The following is a 16,624-nucleotide window of genomic DNA, read 5'->3' as shown; positions in this document are numbered from 1 at the left end:
GTCCGTCACTTGCAAGCCTCCGCTAGAATTCACGCCTGACTTTTGGAGTTGCGCATGCTGCCTTTATTACTCGCTTCAAGCTCGGTGTATCGCAGGGAATTGCTGGCCCGCTTGCAGCTGCCATTCACCTGCGGCTCGCCGGATATCGACGAAAGCCATCGACCGGGTGAGCCGGCCATCGAACTGGTCAAACGCCTCGCCAAAGAAAAAGCCCAGGCACTTGCGGGCAACCATACCGCCCATCTGATCATCGGCTCCGACCAGGTCGCGGTACTCGGCGATTGCATTATCGGCAAACCCTACACCTTCGAAAAAGCCCGCGAACAGTTGCTGGCCGCCAGCGGCGCCAGCGTGACCTTTCTCACCGGCCTGGCGCTGCTCAACAGCCAGACCGGTGAATGCCAGGTTGATTGCGTGCCGTTCACCGTACATATGCGTGTACTCGACCAGGCACGCATCGAGCGCTACCTGCGCGCCGAACAGCCCTACGACTGCGCTGGCAGCTTCAAGGCCGAAGGATTGGGGGTCAGCCTGTTTCAAAGCACCAAAGGCCCTGACGCCACCAGCCTGATCGGTCTACCGCTGATCCGCCTGATCGACATGCTACTGGCCGAAGGCGTGCAAATCCCCTGAGGACCACAATCGTACAGGGACCGCGCAGGTACTAAAAAACCGGCCACTTGGGCCGGTTTTTTCAGCACCGAAGAAGATCAACGCATCGACGGACCGTGAAAACCCATCCACATTGCCAATTGCTCCGCCACGCTGGCACCGAGCTTTTTCGAGAAGCGATCGAACGCCGACTCCTGAACAGTAAAGTCCACCAGCTCTTTCTCGCCAATCACGTCACGCGCCACCGAACTGGCATTACCCAGGCCATCAATCAGACCGAGCGGCAGCGCTTGCTCACCGTTCCAGACCAGCCCGGAGAACAACTCCGGATGTTCTTTGTCCTTGAGGCGATCGCCACGCCCCTTCTTGACGCTGCTGATGAACTGCTGGTGCGTGGTGTCCAGCACGCCCTGCCAAAATTGAGTTTCCTCTGGCTTCTGCGGCTGGAACGGATCGAGGAACGACTTGTGCTCACCCGATGTGTAAGTACGACGCTCGACGCCCAGCTTCTCCATGGTGCCGACAAAGCCGTAGCCAGCCGCCGTCACACCGATGGAACCCACCAGGCTCGCCTTGTCGGCGTAGATCTGGTCCGCCGCACTGGCAATGTAGTAAGCGCCCGAAGCACCCAGATCCGAGATCACCGCATACACCTTGATGTCCGGATGCAGACCGCGCAGGCGGACGATTTCGTCATACACGTAACCCGACTGCACCGGACTGCCGCCCGGGCTGTTGATGCGCAGAATGATTCCTTTGACCTTCTCGTCCTCGAAGGCCGCACGCAGACTGCCAACGATGTTATCGGCACTGGCCGACTCCTTGTCGGCGATCATGCCCGTCACGTCGATCAACGCCGTGTAGTTGGAGCTGCGGGTCGCACTCTTTTCCATGTCCATCAGCGGCGTGAACAGGATCAGCGCGACAAACAGGTACACGAAAGTCAGCAGCTTGAAGAAAATCCCCCAGCGACGCGACCGACGCTGCTCCTGCACACTGGCCAGCAAGGTCTTTTCCAGCAGCTTCCAGCTTTTTTCGTCACCGCTCTCTGCGCTCGCCTTGGCGGGCGCTTTCCATTCGTCGGTCATGACATCTACCCCAGCAAAAATCTATTAAGCCCGCCGATTCAGCCAGGCGTGCAATTCTGAAAAACGATCAATGGCCAATGCCGGCTCGAACAACTTAAGCGCCTCGATTGATTGCGCGCCGTAACTGACCGCCACCGAATCCATGCCGGCATTGCGCGCCATCTGCAAATCGAAGGATGAATCGCCGACCATCAGTGCCTGCTCGGGACGAACCTCGCAATGGGCCAGAATCTGCTCAAGCATCAGCGGATGTGGCTTGCTGGCGGTTTCGTCGGCGGCGCGGGTGATATCGAAATAATCTTCCCAACCGTGCGATTTCAGCACCCGATCCAGCCCGCGACGGGCCTTGCCGGTCGCTACAGCCAAATGATACCCCTCGGCACGGAACGCCTCCATCGACTCGACTACACCATCAAATAGCGGCGAAGGCACGGCTTCGGAGGCGACATAGTGATCCGCATAGTGCTGACGAAATGCGACCAATTCGGCATCGCCAATGTCGGGATACAGGGTACGAATCGCTTCTGGCAAACCCAGGCCGATGATGCCCTTGACGGCAAAATCATCACGCAACGGAAATCCGGAACGCTCGGAGGCGACATGCATCGCCTCCACAATCCGACCAATGGAGTCGGCCAACGTGCCATCCCAATCGAAAATCAGCAGTTTGTAATCAGATGGGCGCACTCAATCGCTCCACGGTCTTGGCCCACATCTCGTCCACAGGCGCCTGCAATTTCAGCTCGCCACCATCGGGCAGCGGCACGGTCAGCATGTAGGCGTGCAGAAACAGGCGCTTGCCGCCCAGGTCACGGATTTCCTTGCTGAAACCTTCGTCGCCGTACTTGGTGTCGCCAGCGATGCAATGCCCGGCGTGCAAGGTATGGACACGGATCTGGTGAGTCCGGCCGGTAATCGGCTTGGCTTCGATCAGGGTGGCAAAGTCGCCGAAGCGGCGCAGGACCTTGAACACGGTCACGGACTCCTTCCCCTCCTCCTCGTCGACCTCGACCATGCGCTCGCCGGAGCGCAGATTGCTCTTGCCCAGCGACGCGCGGACCTGCTTGATCGAGGTCGCCCAGTTACCACGGACCAGCGCCATATAGCGCTTATCGACGCCATCGCCGCGCAATGCAGTGTGCAAATGGCGCAACATGCTGCGCTTCTTGGCGATCATCAACAGGCCTGACGTATCACGGTCGAGACGGTGAACCAGTTCGAGCTCCTTGCAATCGGGACGCAACTGACGAAAGGCTTCGATCACCCCGTAAGTCAGGCCACTGCCGCCATGAACCGCTATGCCGCAAGGCTTGTTGATCACGATCAGCGCCTTGTCTTCAAAGACAATCGAGGCTTCGAGGCGCTGCAGCAGGCCTTGGGCCAGCGGCACTGGCTCGTCGCGCTCAGGTACACGAACCGGCGGCACGCGCACGATATCGCCCGCCTGCAGCTTGTATTCGGGCTTGATCCGACCTTTGTTCACTCGCACTTCGCCTTTGCGCAAAATGCGGTAAATCAGGGTCTTGGGCACGCCTTTAAGCCGAGCGAGAAGGAAGTTATCAATACGTTGGCCGGCATATTCCGGCGAGACCTCCAGCAGTTGTACGGCTGGGGTCGAAGGGGCTGTAGTCGTCATGGCGCGGATGATAACAATTTTTTATGGAATTGAAGCACTTAATCATTGCTGCTATAGTCGCGAACGCCGCCAAAAGCGGCTGGACAGCGGACCAACGGTCAAAAACCGGCCCTGACCAACGCAATTCACCAGGACGCGAGGCCGTCCTACGGGGCTTTCGCTACGTAACGGTGGAGTTTGCAGCTGTAACCAGCGCAGGTGACATGAGGCCTGAATCATGCCGCAAAGCAGAGTTTTAACTCGCCTTGCGAGCAAATATTCACGGCCAGTTCACAAAGTGCAGTCAGCCTCGAACGACCCTGAGCGAACGCTTCGGAAACAACGCCTAAATTAGCCATGATGCGTGACCTCCCCCTTCGGAGCTCACGGTAAATGCCAACCCGCTGCGGATTCTGCGCGCGGCAGCACCCGAATTATCAGGGATACGTGTAGGGTGGAGATGCACAACCGCTGGACTGTGTAGCAATAGGCTTTATCAAGACGCTTCATCTCGTCCACAGCCGCTGGTTGATTCCTCCTCCTGACTGAGTGCTTAAGTAGCCACAGCAAGCAGGACGCGTACGTCGCGACACCGGCCCAATTGGTCGGGGTTCGCTAGACACTGGAGTGGCCAACCACTCCTGACGCACCTGACACCGACCGTGAGAAGTCGTGTGTGCCGAACGCCGTTTCCGGCAGCCCGGAAACCGACGGTACTACATGAAAAGAATGCTGATTAACGCAACTCAACCCGAAGAGTTGCGTGTTGCACTGGTAGATGGCCAACGCCTCTACGACCTGGACATCGAATCCGGTGCACGCGAGCAGAAGAAGGCCAACATCTATAAAGGCCGGATTACTCGCATCGAACCAAGCCTTGAGGCTGCCTTTGTCGATTTCGGCTCCGAGCGCCACGGCTTCCTGCCCCTTAAAGAAATCTCCCGCGAATACTTCAAGAAAGCCCCCGAAGGCCGCGTCAATATCAAGGACGTCCTGAGCGAAGGCCAGGAAGTCATCGTTCAGGTCGAAAAAGAAGAACGTGGCAACAAGGGCGCCGCCCTGACCACCTTCATCAGCCTGGCTGGTCGTTACCTCGTTCTGATGCCGAACAACCCGCGTGCCGGCGGTATCTCCCGTCGTATCGAAGGTGAAGAGCGCAACGAACTGCGTGAAGCCCTGAACGGTCTGGTTGCCCCGGCCGACATGGGTCTGATCGTGCGCACTGCCGGCCTGGGCCGTAGCAGCGAAGAAATGCAGTGGGACCTCGATTACCTGCTGCAACTCTGGACCGCCATCAAAGAAGCTTCGCTGGATCGTTCCGCGCCATTCCTGATCTACCAGGAAAGCAACGTGATTATCCGCGCCATCCGCGATTACCTGCGCCAGGACATCGGTGAAGTGCTGATCGACAGCGTTGAAGCCCAGGACGAAGCCCTGACCTTCATCCGCCAGGTGATGCCGCAGTACGCCAGCAAGATCAAGCTGTACGAAGACAGCGTTCCGCTGTTCAACCGTTTCCAGATCGAAAGCCAGATCGAGACCGCTTTCCAGCGCGTCGTCGAACTGCCTTCCGGTGGTTCCATCGTTATCGATCCGACCGAAGCCCTGGTGTCCATCGACATCAACTCGGCGCGAGCCACCAAAGGCAGCGACATCGAAGAGACCGCCCTGCAGACTAACCTTGAAGCCGCCGAAGAAATCGCCCGTCAGTTGCGCTTGCGCGACATCGGCGGCCTGATCGTCATCGACTTCATCGACATGACCCCTGCCAAGAACCAGCGCGCCGTGGAAGAGAAAGTCCGCGAATGCCTGGAAGCCGACCGCGCTCGCGTGCAAGTCGGTCGCATCTCGCGCTTCGGCCTGCTGGAAATGTCCCGTCAGCGCCTGCGTCCATCGCTGGGCGAAAGCAGCGGCATCGTTTGCCCGCGTTGCAACGGCACCGGCATCATCCGTGATGTTGAATCGCTGTCGCTGGCGATCCTGCGCCTGATCGAAGAAGAAGCCCTGAAAGACCGCACCGCCGAAGTTCGCGCCCAAGTGCCGATTCCGGTGGCCGCCTTCCTGCTCAACGAAAAACGCAACTCGATCACCAAGATCGAACTGCGCACCCGTGCCCGCATCGTCATTCTGCCGAACGATCACCTCGAAACGCCGCACTTCGAAGTTCAGCGTCTTCGTGATGACAGCCCGGAAGCCAGCATCAATCAGTCCAGCTACGAAATCGCTGCTGCCGCTGCCGAAGTCGAAGAAGTCCAACCAGCCGCTGCGACCCGCACCCTGGTTCGCCAGGAAGCCGCGGTCAAGACCGCTCCGGCCCGTGCCAACGCACCAGTTCCGACCGAAGTCGTCGCTGCCGCGCCAGTGGCCGCACCGGTTGCTGCGCCTGAGCCAAGCCTGTTCAAAGGCCTGGTGAAGTCGCTGGTCAGCCTGTTCGCGACCAAGGAAGAGCCTGCTGCTCCAGTCGTGGTTGAAAAACCTGTGACCACCGAGCGTCCGGCCCGTAATGAAGAGCGTCGCAACGGTCGCCAGCAGAGCCGCAACCGTAATGGTCGCCGCGATGAAGAACGCAAGCCTCGTGAGGAACGTGCACCGCGTGAAGAACGCGCACCCCGTGAGCCACGCGAAGCCCGTGAAGAAACCCCGGCCGTAGCCCGCGAAGAACGTGCTCCACGTGAAGAGCGCGCACCTCGCGCCCCTCGTGAAGAACGTGCACCGCGCGCTCCACGCGAAGACCGCAAGCCACGTGGCGATCGTGAAGAGCGTCCGGTTCGTGAACTGCGCGAGCCTCTGGATGCCGTTTCGGCCGCTCCGGCCGCTGCTGCCGCGACTGCTGCCGCTGAAGAGCGCCCGGCTCGCCAGCCACGTGAAGAACGCGCTCCACGCCCACCGCGTGAAGAACGTCAGCCACGTGCAGAACAAGCCGCTGCCGCCGTCGCTGAAGAAGAACTGACCGCCAACGAAGAGCAACTGCAGGAAGACGGTCAGGAAGGCGCCGAAGGCGATCGTCCACGCCGCCGCTCCCGTGGCCAGCGTCGTCGCAGCAACCGCCGCGAGCGTCAGCGTGATGCCAACGGCAACGTGATCGAAGGTTCGGAAGAATCCGAAGGTAACGAAGCTGGCGAAAGCAGCGAAGCGCCAAGCACTTCTGATCTGGCCGCCGGTCTGGCTGTGACCGCAGCCGTTGCCAGTACCGTGATCAGTGCACCGGCTGAAGCACAAGCTCACGAGCAAGCTGAACGCGCCACTGCGGCTGTTCAGGAAACGGCTCCGGTTGAAGCGCCAGTGGTAGAAGCAACGACTCCGGTCGAAGCAACTGCCGCTCCGGAAATCGAAGTGGCTCCAGTTCGTGAAGCACAGCCTGTTGTTGAAGCTGCTGCCGAGCCTGCTACCTTCGCTGAGCCAGCCGCCGCGCCAGTAGTTGCTGCAGAGCCAGCTGCCGAAACCGTCACTGAAACTGTGACCGAAGTTGTCCGCGAAGTTCGTGAAGAACAAACTGCGTTCAACTGGGTTGCCGAGCCGGTTGCTGTTGAAGCACCTGCACCGGTTGCTGAAGCGGAAGTCGCTGAAGCCATGGTTTCCGAACCAGTGGTTGTAGCAGCCGAACCTGCTCCAGTCGTTGAAGCGCCAGCTCCAGTGGTTGCCGAAATGGCTGTTCCAGCAGTTGAAGTGGCCCCGGTCAGCGCCCTGACGCCAAGCGGCCGTGCGCCTAACGACCCGCGTGAAGTGCGTCGTCGCAAGCGTGAAGAAGAGCGTCTGCAGAAGGAAGCCGAACAGGCTGCCACTGTTGCCCCGGTCACAGCTGAAGTGGTCGAAGCGGCACCTGCCGAATCGGTCATCGAAGAAGCACCACGCTCCGTTCAGGAAGCCGTGGAGCAACACGAACAAGCCCAGGAAAAAGAGCACGAGCCTAAACCCCTCGTCTAATCTCCTAGGCCATTAAAAAGCCCCGCCTGGTAATCCCAGGCGGGGCTTTTTTTATGTCTCCGAACATCACCGCAATCCATGTGGGAGCGAGGCTGCTCGCGATAGCAATTTATCGCTCAACATTGATGCAGACTGATCCACCGCTATCGCGAGCAGGCTCGCTCCCACAGGGGATTTATGCTGGCTTGAAGGTCAGTGATTCAGGCACATCAACGTCCCACAGCACTCCCGGATCATCCACCGCCACCTCAACCACCCTTCCCTGCGCAAACAACAGCTTGGCACCGTGATCACCGGACAATCCCGCCAACCCCGACCCAAAGCTGCGACCGAACCCGACCGGATGCCCGTACTCGCCCGCATGCACCGGCACACTGACGCAATCTGCAGCAATTCCTTCCACCACCCGCTCAATACTCGACGGCAGGATAAACGGCATATCCCCTAGCACAATCAACCAGCCAACAAGCTCCGGGCATGCCGCCACGCCAGCTGCAATGCTGTCGCCCATACCGCTCGACTCGATCAACACAATCTCGAAACCGTAGGCCTGAGCCATGCGAATCACTTGTGGACGATCCTCTGTGGTCACCAGCACGCGTTTATCCAGCGAAGTCGGCACGTTCACCAGCACCTGCTCGATCACCGAACGCACAGCGCCGTCGCGCCCCGTGCAATCAGCCAACAGTTTGTCCTTGTCGGCCCCCGCCACCTGGCGAAAACGACTGCCCTGCCCCGCCGCCAGCACAATGACGCCGATGGATTCACTCATATAGCCTCCTGCAATGGTTTCTTTTGCTTCAGCTCGACGCCGTTCTTGATCGCGACAATTTCGGCCAACAGTGACAAAGCGATTTCCGCCGGACTATGGCTGCCAATGTGCAACCCAATCGGGCCATGCAGGCGCTCGATCGCCTGTGGCGACAAGCCTAGCTCGGCAAGGTTTGCCCGGCGCTTCAGGCTGTTGATCCGCGAGCCCAGCGCACCCACATAAAAAGCCTTGGAATCGAGGGCCGTGAGCAGCGCCATGTCATCCAGGCGAGGATCGTGAGTCAGGGCGACGATGGCCGTGCGCTCGTCGGCCTGAATGGTCAGCACCGCCTCATCAGGCATGCCTGAGACAAAGCGACCCTGCTGCTCCTCCCAACCATAAACGAACTCGGGGCGTGGATCGCAGATCAGTACTTCAAAGTCCAGCAGCCGAGCCATCTCGGCGACGTAATGGGACAATTGCCCCGCGCCGATCAGTAACAAGCGCCAACGCGGACCATAAATCGCGCGCAGCGTGTTGCCGTCGAAATTCAGCACATCAGCCTTGTGCGCTGACTGCAACACCACTTCACCCGTCGCAATATCAAGCGCACGAGCGACAATTTCATGCGCCTCACAGCGCGCCAGCAATTCGGCAACCCAATGTGGATCGCCGACCCGCTCCTCAGTCAGGCGCAACGTACCGCCACAGGGCAATCCAAAACGCGCAGCCTCCTCGCGAGTGACGCCGTAGGTGATCAACTGCACCGGCGGCCCATCCGCCGGGTTACGTCCGTCATGCAGCCGGGCAATCAGATCATCCTCGACACAACCGCCCGACACCGAGCCAATCACCACGCCATCTTCACGCAGGGCCAGCATGGCGCCAGGTGCCCGAGGCGCGGTGCCCCAGGTCTGGACCACGCTGTACAGCACCACCCGCTGACCGGCGCGGCGCCATTCGAGCACGCTGCGCAGGACATTCAGATCGACGCTGTCCATCAGGCTTGTGCCTTCTGCCAACCTTGCAGTTGATAGCGAACCGGCAGGCTGCGGATGCGTTTACCGGTGGCGGCGAAGATCGCGTTGCACAGCGCTGGCGCAATCGGCGGCACGCCCGGCTCGCCGACACCGCCCAATGGCACAACGCCTGGTGGGGTGACCAGATGAACGGCGACTTCCTTGGGTGCCAACGACATGCGCGCCACTTCGTACATGTGGAAGTTGTCCTGTTGGACCTTGCCGTCCTTGAAGCTGATCTCCCCCAGCACTGCGTTGCCCAGCCCCATGACGCAGGCGCCCTCAAACTGCGAGCGGATGCGCTCGGGGTTGATCTGCGGCCCGCAATCGACGGCGATGTCAGCCTTGTGCACGATCAGTGTGCCGTCGTCTTTGACTTCGACCTCGATCACCGCCGCCACATAGGTGACGAAGCTGTATTGCACCGCCAGCCCCAAGCCTCGGCCTTTCGGCAACTCGCGCCCCCAACCGGCGGCTTTGGCGGCGGTTTCCAGCACCGTGCGCAGCCGTGCAGTATCGATCGGATAACGCTCAGGGGATTCGCCGTAGTTCCACTCGTCACTCAAGGTGCGCGGATCGATCTGACGGTCCGGGCCGAGCAATCTGATCTGGTACTTGAGCGGATCCTGCCCGGCCTTGTGCGCCAGTTCATCGACAAAACTTTGAATCGCAAAGCCGTGCGGGATGTTCGACACCGAGCGATACCAGCCGACACGGGTATGAGCCGTCGCCTCCGGGTTTTCCAGGCGCACGTTGGGAATCGCGTAGGCCATATTCGTGAACCCCATGCCCAGCTCAAACGCCGCTTCATGGTTCATGCCTGGTGCAAACAACGCGGTGATGCTTGGCGCCACAGTGCGGTGCAGCCAGGCGGACGGCAGGCCGTCCTTGTTCAGGCCGGCTTTGAGGTATTCCGCCGACACGGTATGGAAATAGGAACAGTGGATATCGTCTTCACGGGTCCATTGCACCCGCACCGCCTTGCCGGGGAACTCCTTGGCAAGGATCGCCGCTTCAATGATGAAGTCAGGCTTGGATTTTCGACCGAAGCCTCCACCGAGCAAGGTGACGTTGAACGTGACGTTATCGAACGGGATGCCGAGGCGCTCGCCAATCCGTGTACGGGTGACCTGCGGCGCCTGACTCGGCCCCCAGGCTTCACAGACACCGTCCTTGAAACGGGCAATGGCGACCATCGGTTCCATTGGCGCCTGCGCCAGGTGCGGCAGGTAGTAGGACGCTTCGAGGATGCTGTCGGCGCTGCCCATGGCCTCCTCGATGTTGCCGGTATTGCGCACCACTTTGCCGGGTTTGAGCGACGCGGCTTCCAGCTCCTTGCGATAGGCGATCGAGTCATAACTGGCGTTCGGGCCGTCATCCCACTCGATCTTCAGGGCCTCGCGGCCCTTGATTGCCGCCCAGGTGTTCTTGGCCACCACGGCCACGCCACCCAACGGTTGGAATTCGGACGGCACCGGGCTGGCGCCAATCTGCAACACCTTAATCACGCCGGGGACTTTCATCGCTGCGCTGGCATCGAAGGTTTTGACCTTGCCGCCGTACACCGCCGGACGCGCAATGGTGGCGTAGAGCATGCCGTCGAAATGCACATCGGCCCCGTAAATGGCACGGCCGTTGACGATGTCGGCGCCATCAATGGCCTTGGTGCCTTCCTTGCCGATGTAGCGAAACTGCGACGGATCCTTGAGCCGTACGCTGTCGCGAGCGGGCACCGCCAGCGCACCGGCCGCCACGGCCAGCTCGCCATAACCCAACTCACGACCGGTCGGTGTATGAATGACTTTGTGCAATTGCGCATGGCACTCGCCCACCGGTACTTTCCATTGATCGGCGGCGGCCTGTTCCAGCATGGTTCGAGCGGCGGCACCGCACCGTCGCATTGGCTCGTACCAGTGACGCATGCTGCGCGAGCCGTCAGTGTCCTGGTTGCCGAAACGCACTTCGTCGCCCGGCGCCTGTTGCACTTTCACCCTCGCCCAGTCGGCATCCAGTTCATCGGCCACCACCATCGTCAGGCTAGTGCGCACGCCCTGACCCATTTCCGAGCGGTTGCAAACCACGGTCACCGTGCCATCGGTGGCGATGCTGACGTACACCTTGGGATCGTCAATCGCGCCGTGGGGCATGCCGTCGGCGCCGAACTTCTTCGATGCCTCTTCGGCGAAAGCGTCCTGCCAACCCCAACTGGCCGCCAGCACCAATGCACTGGTAGCGCCGACGCCTTTGAGGAAACCGCGCCGGCTCAGGTTGCTGAGATTGCTCAGGGCAAAATCATTCGGTAACTGGCTCATGCCTTGGCCTCCTTCAAGTGAGAGGAAGCCTGACGGATGGCGATTTTGATGCGGTTGTAAGTCCCGCACCGGCAAATATTGCCGACCATCGCTTCTTCAATTTGCGCGTCGGTGGGGTTCGGATTGGTTTTAAGCAGCGCTGTCGCCGACATGATCTGCCCGCCCTGGCAAAAACCGCATTGCGCGACGGCGGTATCAAGCCAGGCTTGTTGGACCACCTGCCCGATCGGGTCGACGTGCAAGTTTTCAATGGTGGTGACGTTCTGCCCGACCACCGAGCCAATCGGCGTGATGCAACTGCGCGCGGGCGATCCGTCGATGTGAATCGTGCAAGCACCGCACAGGCCCATGCCGCAGCCGAACTTGGTGCCGTTGAAACCGGCCACGTCGCGGATGGCCCAGAGCAGCGGCATTTCCTCGGTGACGTCGAGTGGATGGTCTTGACCGTTGAGCTTCAGGGTAATCATGGGCACGCCCGCATAGTGCTTGGGTTATGGGGTCGAGCAATCTGCCGTGGGATCTTGGTTCGTGACACGCAGATCAACTCAGGCTAATGAGGCTCTCTTGTGCGACGGGAACGTCTGCACCGGGCCTTTGGTGGAGCAAATGTTTGCATCGTCAGGTGGCTAAGTTAACCCGGCATTAACAAAAAAGCCCTGCACAGTGGAAGTGTGCAGGGCTTTGAGATCAGACCTGAAAGCTTAGCTTCAATACTGGTTGGGCTCCATTTCCAGATCGACATGAAAACGTTCCGAAATGTCTTTCTGGATTCGCTGCGCCAGGTTGAGCAATTGCAGGCCCGTGGCACCGCCGTAATTGACCAGCACCAGCGCCTGTAACTTATGCACGCCGGCGTCGGCGTCACGGAAACCTTTCCACCCCGCCCGCTCGATCAACCAACCTGCCGCCAGCTTCATTTGCCCGTCGGGTTGCTGATACGCCACCAGATCAGGGTATTCACCCTTGAGCTGCGCGACCAGTGCCGCTGGCACCAAAGGGTTTTTGAAGAAGCTGCCGGCATTGCCCAGTACCGCCGGGTCCGGAAGCTTTTCATTGCGGATGCTGCAGATCGCCTGGCTGACATCCGTGGCCGTCGGTTGCTCGATGCCTTGCTCGGTCAGGCGCTGACGCACCGGGCCGTATTCCAGATGCAGGTGCGCGGCGCGGTCGAGGGTGAAACGAACGCGAAGAATCAACCAGCGTCCCGGCTCTCGCTTGAACAGGCTGTCGCGGTAAGCGAAGTTGCACTCAGCCAACGTGAAGTCCCGCAGCTCGCCGGACTGGCGATCCAGCGCAGTCAGGCCGGCGAACACGTCCTTGATTTCGACCCCGTACGCGCCGATGTTCTGCATTGGCGCCGCACCGACGGTGCCGGGGATCAGGCTGAGGTTTTCCAGGCCCGACAACCCCAGCGCCAGGGTGTGCTGGACGAACGGATGCCAAGACTCGCCGGCCTCGGCTTCGATCACGACTTTACTGCCGTCATCACTGAGGATGCGAATCCCGCGTGTGGCCATGCGCAGTACCAGCGACTGAATATCGGCGGTCAGCAGCAAGTTGCTGCCGCCACCAATCACCAGCAGTGGCACATCATGTGCGGACGCGTAAGCCAGCGCTTCACGCACGTCGGCATCGCTGTGGGCCTCGGCGAACAGGCGAGCCTGAACGTCGACACCAAAGCTGTTGAACGGTTTGAGTGAAACCTGCGATTGAACCTGCAAACTCATAACCGTCCCTTCAATTCGATCACTAACAAGTCACTGGCGCGCTCGATCAGGTCCAGCACCTGTTCGAAGCCCTGGTCGCCGTCGTAGTACGGGTCCGGCACTTCATCGAGTTCCGACTGGAAGCGACGCAGGAACAAGTCCAGCTCGGCTTTACCGTTGGCCGGTTGCAAGGTCTTGAGGTGACGCAGGTTGCTGTTGTCCATCGCCAGGATCAGGTCGTAGGTAGCGAAATCGGCGCGGGTGACTTGCTGGGCGCGCTGGGCGGACAGGTCGTAACCGCGCAATTTTGCCGCGGCCTGGCTGCGCTTGTCCGGCGCCTTGCCGACATGCCAGTCACCGGTGCCAGCGGAGGCAACTTCAATCTGATCGGCCAGCCCCGCTTCGCGCAGTTTGTGCCGCAGCACGCCTTCGGCCGTTGGAGAACGGCAAATGTTGCCCAGGCACACGAACAGAACGCGCATCAGGCTTCCAGCAGGCGACGAACGCGCTCAAGGTCTTCAATGGTATCCACACCAGCAGGCGGCGCGATGAGCGCGTCGGCGACATGAATCCGCACGCCATGCCACAGGGCACGCAGTTGTTCCAGGGCTTCAGTGTTTTCCAGCCAGCATGGGCCCCAGCTGACGAAGTCATGCAGGAAACCGGCGCGGTAGGCATAGATGCCGATATGGCGGCGATACGGCACGCCTTCGGGCAATTGCTCGCGGCTTTGGGCGAACGCGTCCCGCGCCCACGGCAATGGCGCGCGACTGAAGGTCAGTGCCAGGCCATTGAGGTCGCTGACGACCTTGACCACGTTTGGGTTGAACAGGGTTTCCACGTCTTCGATGGGCTCGGCCAAGGTGGCCATGCGCGCTTCGGTATGGGCAGCAAGGTTGGCCGCGACCTGATCGATCACGCTCGGCGGGATCAGCGGTTCGTCACCCTGGACGTTGACCACAATGGCATCGGGCGCCAAGCCGAGTTTCGCTGCCACTTCGGCCAGGCGGTCGGTGCCGGAATTGTGGTCTTCGCGGGTCATCACGACTTCAGCGCCAAACGAGTTGCATACCTCGGCAATGCGCGCATCGTCAGTGGCGACCACCACGCGCTGTGCGCTGCTTTTGCTGGCCTGTTCCCAAACATGCTGGATCATCGGCTTACCGGCGATCAACAGCAGTGGTTTGCCCGGCAAACGGGTGGAGGCGTAACGCGATGGAATGACAACGGTAAAGGCAGTGGTCATTTATCCAGACGCTCGTCGGTGGTCAGGGTGCGCGCTTCGGTTTCGAGCATCACCGGGATGCCATCGCGGATCGGGTACGCGAGGCCTGCGCCCTTGCTGATCAGCTCCGTCTTGTCGGCGCTGAGCTTGAGTGGGCCTTTGCAGACCGGGCAAGCGAGGATGTCGAGCAATTTGGTGTCCATGAGCATTCCCTGGGTAAAAACGGAGTTAAGGCAAAAGGCGATCCGGTAACAGGCGCATCAGCTGCGTATCGAACCAGGCCACGAAGGCTGGCGATGGCACAGCATCGACCGCCAGGTACCACCAATCGGCGGCGGCGAAGGCACGGCACTTCACCGCGTCCTTTTCTGTCATCACCAACGGCAATGACGGTGTGAAATTCAAGGCCTGCACACTGTATTCGGCGTGGTCGGCAAACGCATGAGGTATTGGCTGCCAGTGTAGCGTTTCGAGGGTTGTGAAGAAACGCTGCGGATTGCCGATCCCGGCCACGGCGTGCAGCGCCTGGCCTGCGGGAAAGTGGTCGAGGGGACGTCGCTCACCGCTTTGCAAATTGATCAGGGCGGTGGGCTGCAGCTGGAAGGCAAATCCTCCCTCGCGATCATCTGCGGCACCGTTGTAGAGCACCGCGTCGACGCTTTGCAGGCGCTCGATCGGCTCGCGCAGTGGTCCAGCAGGCAGGCAACGCTGGTTGCCCAGGCCTCGGGCGGCATCGATCAGTACCAGTTCCAGATCGCGCGCCATGCGGTAGTGCTGCATGCCATCGTCAGAAAGAATCAGGTCCAGCGGTTCGCTCGCAAGCAGCGCTTTGACCGCGCGGCTGCGTTGCGGGTCGATCATCAACGGCACGCCGGTGCGCTGGACGATCAACAGTGGTTCGTCGCCCGCCATATCCGCGCTTTGATCGGCTTCCACGCGCCACGGCAGTTGCGGCGGTTTGGCGCCGTAACCGCGACTCACCACGCCAACCCGCAAACCGCTGCGCTGGCAATGCTGGATCATCCACAGAATCAGCGGCGTCTTGCCGGTGCCACCCACCGTGATATTGCCGACCACGATCAGCGGCACGGGCGGCTGATAGATCTCGCCCTCACCGGCCAGGAATCGCTTGCGCTTGTTCATGACCACCCGTCGATACAACCACTCCAGTGGCTGTAACAGCTTCAGGGCCGGATGACCTTCGTACCAGGCGGCGAGCAAACGATCAGACATGGCCATCAGGGCGCGGGCGGCGCCGCCTCGACAGTGGTCATGCGCAAGTGGCTGAAGCCGAGCTTGCCGGCGGCGTCCATGGCGGTGATGACGGACTGATGTTGAGTTTTGCCGTCTGCGCTGATGGACAGCGGCAGGTTGGTGTCGCCGTTGGACTCTTTCTGCAGCGCTTCCATCACTGTCGCCAGGTCGCTCTTGGGCAATACCCGATTGTTCAGCGAGAACACGCCTTCGGCGTTAATACCGATGTCCAGTTGCTTGACCTGTTGATCCTCAGCCGGCGAACCGCTAACCGCTTCCGGCAATTCGACACGCAGCTGGGTTTCACGGGTAAACGTGGTCGTGACAACGAAAAAAAGCAGCAAAATAAACACCACGTCGATCAGCGACGCGAGGTTGATGTCTACCGTTTCCCGCGGCTTGCGGCGGAATTTCACGCTCTGCCCTCAGTCAGGTCCACATCACGATCACCCTGCACCACTTCGACCAGTTTGATCGCTTCCTGCTCCATGCCCACCACCAGTTCATCGATCCGGCGTTGCAGGAAACGGTGGAAGAACACCGACGGGATGCCGACCATCAGGCCTGCGGCCGTGGTGATCAAGGCTTTGGAAATACCACCGGCCAGCACCGCCGCGTTAGTACCCATGCCCGAGCCCATGAACGCGCTGAAAATATCGATCATGCCCAACACGGTTCCCAACAACCCCAGCAGCGGGGCCATGGCCGCGATGGTGCCCAAGGCATTGATGTAGCGTTCGAGTTCGTGAATCACCCGCGCAGCAGCTTCTTCAATGCACTCTTTCATGATCTCGCGACCATGTTTGGAGTTGGCCAGGCCCGCTGCGAGGATCTCGCCCAACGGTGAGTTGGCGCGCAGTTCCTTGAGCTTTTCTTTATTGAGTTGCTTGTCCTTGATCCACACCCAGACCTGCCCGAGCAGATGCTCCGGGGTCACACGGCTGCTTCGCAGGGTCCAGAGACGCTCGGCGACGATCGCCATGGCCGCGATGGAACTCAGAATGATCGGCAGCATCATCCAACCGCCGGATTTGACCAATTCCCACACAGTGACGCCCCCTCGAAAAAGTGCGCCACTCTAACATAGGGGGTGAGCGCACCGAAAACCGTGATGTCGC

General features: G+C 60.4%; 16 protein-coding genes. 2 read left to right on the top strand and 14 right to left on the bottom strand.

What is annotated here, in order from left to right; translation table 11 throughout:
* Nucleotides 1–54: 54 nt before the first annotated feature.
* A complete protein-coding gene (locus tag AC3ISI_RS07170; protein WP_489336146.1) occupies nt 55–633 on the top strand; it encodes a Maf family protein in 579 nt (192 codons plus the stop codon).
* A gap of 77 nt (nt 634–710) precedes the next feature.
* Here the strand turns inward: AC3ISI_RS07170 and AC3ISI_RS07165 are convergent, their stop codons facing one another.
* The 3 genes from AC3ISI_RS07165 to rluC are packed head-to-tail and all read right to left on the bottom strand — an operon-like array spanning nt 711 to nt 3,336.
* Nucleotides 711–1,700, bottom strand: a complete 990-nt coding sequence (locus AC3ISI_RS07165; protein WP_489336144.1) for a S49 family peptidase — start codon at nt 1,698–1,700, stop codon at nt 711–713.
* Between the two features lie 24 nt (nt 1,701–1,724).
* Nucleotides 1,725–2,387, bottom strand: a complete 663-nt coding sequence (locus AC3ISI_RS07160) for an HAD-IA family hydrolase (protein ID WP_489336143.1) — start codon at nt 2,385–2,387, stop codon at nt 1,725–1,727.
* Nucleotides 2,374–3,336 (bottom strand): 23S rRNA pseudouridine(955/2504/2580) synthase RluC, encoded by a 963-nt coding sequence (gene rluC / locus AC3ISI_RS07155; RefSeq protein WP_489336142.1) that lies wholly within the window; start codon nt 3,334–3,336, stop codon nt 2,374–2,376. Before rluC ends, AC3ISI_RS07160 begins: the two co-directional genes overlap by 14 nt.
* A 699-nt stretch (nt 3,337–4,035) precedes the next feature.
* On the opposite strand from rluC, the gene rne reads away from it, so the two are divergent.
* Nucleotides 4,036–7,239 (top strand): ribonuclease E, encoded by a 3,204-nt coding sequence (gene rne, locus AC3ISI_RS07150; protein WP_489336141.1) that lies wholly within the window; start codon nt 4,036–4,038, stop codon nt 7,237–7,239.
* Nucleotides 7,240–7,414: 175 nt separating this feature from the next.
* Here the strand turns inward: rne and AC3ISI_RS07145 are convergent, their stop codons facing one another.
* The 11 genes from AC3ISI_RS07145 to AC3ISI_RS07095 all read right to left on the bottom strand — a co-directional run bounded on the left by AC3ISI_RS07145 (nt 7,415) and on the right by AC3ISI_RS07095 (nt 16,554).
* A complete protein-coding gene (locus tag AC3ISI_RS07145; protein WP_489336140.1) occupies nt 7,415–8,011 on the bottom strand; it encodes a nucleotidyltransferase family protein in 597 nt (198 codons plus the stop codon).
* Complete coding sequence (locus tag AC3ISI_RS07140) at nt 8,008–8,991, bottom strand: XdhC family protein (RefSeq protein ID WP_489336139.1); 984 nt, start codon at nt 8,989–8,991, stop codon at nt 8,008–8,010. The genes AC3ISI_RS07145 and AC3ISI_RS07140 overlap by 4 nt, the downstream gene beginning before the upstream one ends.
* Complete coding sequence (locus AC3ISI_RS07135; protein WP_489336138.1) at nt 8,991–11,321, bottom strand: xanthine dehydrogenase family protein molybdopterin-binding subunit; 2,331 nt, start codon at nt 11,319–11,321, stop codon at nt 8,991–8,993. Before AC3ISI_RS07135 ends, AC3ISI_RS07140 begins: the two co-directional genes overlap by 1 nt.
* Nucleotides 11,318–11,788: a (2Fe-2S)-binding protein gene (locus tag AC3ISI_RS07130; protein WP_489336137.1), complete on the bottom strand. Its 471-nt coding sequence runs from the start codon at nt 11,786–11,788 to the stop codon at nt 11,318–11,320. Before AC3ISI_RS07130 ends, AC3ISI_RS07135 begins: the two co-directional genes overlap by 4 nt.
* A gap of 240 nt (nt 11,789–12,028) precedes the next feature.
* Nucleotides 12,029–13,048, bottom strand: coding sequence for a UDP-N-acetylmuramate dehydrogenase (murB, locus tag AC3ISI_RS07125; protein WP_489336136.1), 1,020 nt, complete (start codon nt 13,046–13,048; stop codon nt 12,029–12,031).
* Nucleotides 13,045–13,509 (bottom strand): low molecular weight protein-tyrosine-phosphatase, encoded by a 465-nt coding sequence (locus AC3ISI_RS07120; protein WP_489336135.1) that lies wholly within the window; start codon nt 13,507–13,509, stop codon nt 13,045–13,047. Before AC3ISI_RS07120 ends, murB begins: the two co-directional genes overlap by 4 nt.
* Complete coding sequence (gene kdsB / locus AC3ISI_RS07115; RefSeq protein WP_489336134.1) at nt 13,509–14,273, bottom strand: 3-deoxy-manno-octulosonate cytidylyltransferase; 765 nt, start codon at nt 14,271–14,273, stop codon at nt 13,509–13,511. The genes AC3ISI_RS07120 and kdsB overlap by 1 nt, the downstream gene beginning before the upstream one ends.
* A complete protein-coding gene (locus tag AC3ISI_RS07110; RefSeq protein WP_007945752.1) occupies nt 14,270–14,455 on the bottom strand; it encodes a Trm112 family protein in 186 nt (61 codons plus the stop codon). The genes kdsB and AC3ISI_RS07110 overlap by 4 nt, the downstream gene beginning before the upstream one ends.
* A gap of 25 nt (nt 14,456–14,480) precedes the next feature.
* Nucleotides 14,481–15,491 carry a tetraacyldisaccharide 4'-kinase gene (gene lpxK, locus AC3ISI_RS07105; protein ID WP_489336133.1) on the bottom strand — a complete coding sequence of 337 codons (1,011 nt, stop codon included), beginning with the start codon at nt 15,489–15,491 and terminating at the stop codon, nt 14,481–14,483.
* Nucleotides 15,491–15,922 (bottom strand): ExbD/TolR family protein, encoded by a 432-nt coding sequence (locus AC3ISI_RS07100; protein WP_489336132.1) that lies wholly within the window; start codon nt 15,920–15,922, stop codon nt 15,491–15,493. Before AC3ISI_RS07100 ends, lpxK begins: the two co-directional genes overlap by 1 nt.
* Nucleotides 15,919–16,554 carry a MotA/TolQ/ExbB proton channel family protein gene (locus AC3ISI_RS07095; protein WP_489336131.1) on the bottom strand — a complete coding sequence of 212 codons (636 nt, stop codon included), beginning with the start codon at nt 16,552–16,554 and terminating at the stop codon, nt 15,919–15,921. Before AC3ISI_RS07095 ends, AC3ISI_RS07100 begins: the two co-directional genes overlap by 4 nt.
* Between the last annotated feature and the right edge of the window lie 70 nt (nt 16,555–16,624).

It is taken from the genome of Pseudomonas sp. GL_139_B, from assembly GCF_057834475.1.
Note: the sequence above shows the minus strand (reverse complement) of the source record. Positions and strands in the feature narration are given on the sequence as shown.

What these genes read in the sequence shown, in the direction of transcription:
- AC3ISI_RS07170 (WP_489336146.1), top strand. Translation starts at nt 55, where the DNA reads ATGCTGCCTTTATTACTCGCTTCAAGCTCGGTGTATCGCAGGGAATTG.
- AC3ISI_RS07165 (WP_489336144.1), bottom strand. Translation starts at nt 1,700, where the DNA reads ATGACCGACGAATGGAAAGCGCCCGCCAAGGCGAGCGCAGAGAGCGGT.
- rluC (WP_489336142.1), bottom strand. Translation starts at nt 3,336, where the DNA reads ATGACGACTACAGCCCCTTCGACCCCAGCCGTACAACTGCTGGAGGTC.
- rne (WP_489336141.1), top strand. Translation starts at nt 4,036, where the DNA reads ATGAAAAGAATGCTGATTAACGCAACTCAACCCGAAGAGTTGCGTGTT.
- AC3ISI_RS07145 (WP_489336140.1), bottom strand. Translation starts at nt 8,011, where the DNA reads ATGAGTGAATCCATCGGCGTCATTGTGCTGGCGGCGGGGCAGGGCAGT.
- AC3ISI_RS07140 (WP_489336139.1), bottom strand. Translation starts at nt 8,991, where the DNA reads ATGGACAGCGTCGATCTGAATGTCCTGCGCAGCGTGCTCGAATGGCGC.
- AC3ISI_RS07135 (WP_489336138.1), bottom strand. Translation starts at nt 11,321, where the DNA reads ATGAGCCAGTTACCGAATGATTTTGCCCTGAGCAATCTCAGCAACCTG.
- AC3ISI_RS07130 (WP_489336137.1), bottom strand. Translation starts at nt 11,788, where the DNA reads ATGATTACCCTGAAGCTCAACGGTCAAGACCATCCACTCGACGTCACC.
- murB (WP_489336136.1), bottom strand. Translation starts at nt 13,048, where the DNA reads ATGAGTTTGCAGGTTCAATCGCAGGTTTCACTCAAACCGTTCAACAGC.
- AC3ISI_RS07120 (WP_489336135.1), bottom strand. Translation starts at nt 13,509, where the DNA reads ATGCGCGTTCTGTTCGTGTGCCTGGGCAACATTTGCCGTTCTCCAACG.
- kdsB (WP_489336134.1), bottom strand. Translation starts at nt 14,273, where the DNA reads ATGACCACTGCCTTTACCGTTGTCATTCCATCGCGTTACGCCTCCACC.
- AC3ISI_RS07110 (WP_007945752.1), bottom strand. Translation starts at nt 14,455, where the DNA reads ATGGACACCAAATTGCTCGACATCCTCGCTTGCCCGGTCTGCAAAGGC.
- lpxK (WP_489336133.1), bottom strand. Translation starts at nt 15,491, where the DNA reads ATGGCCATGTCTGATCGTTTGCTCGCCGCCTGGTACGAAGGTCATCCG.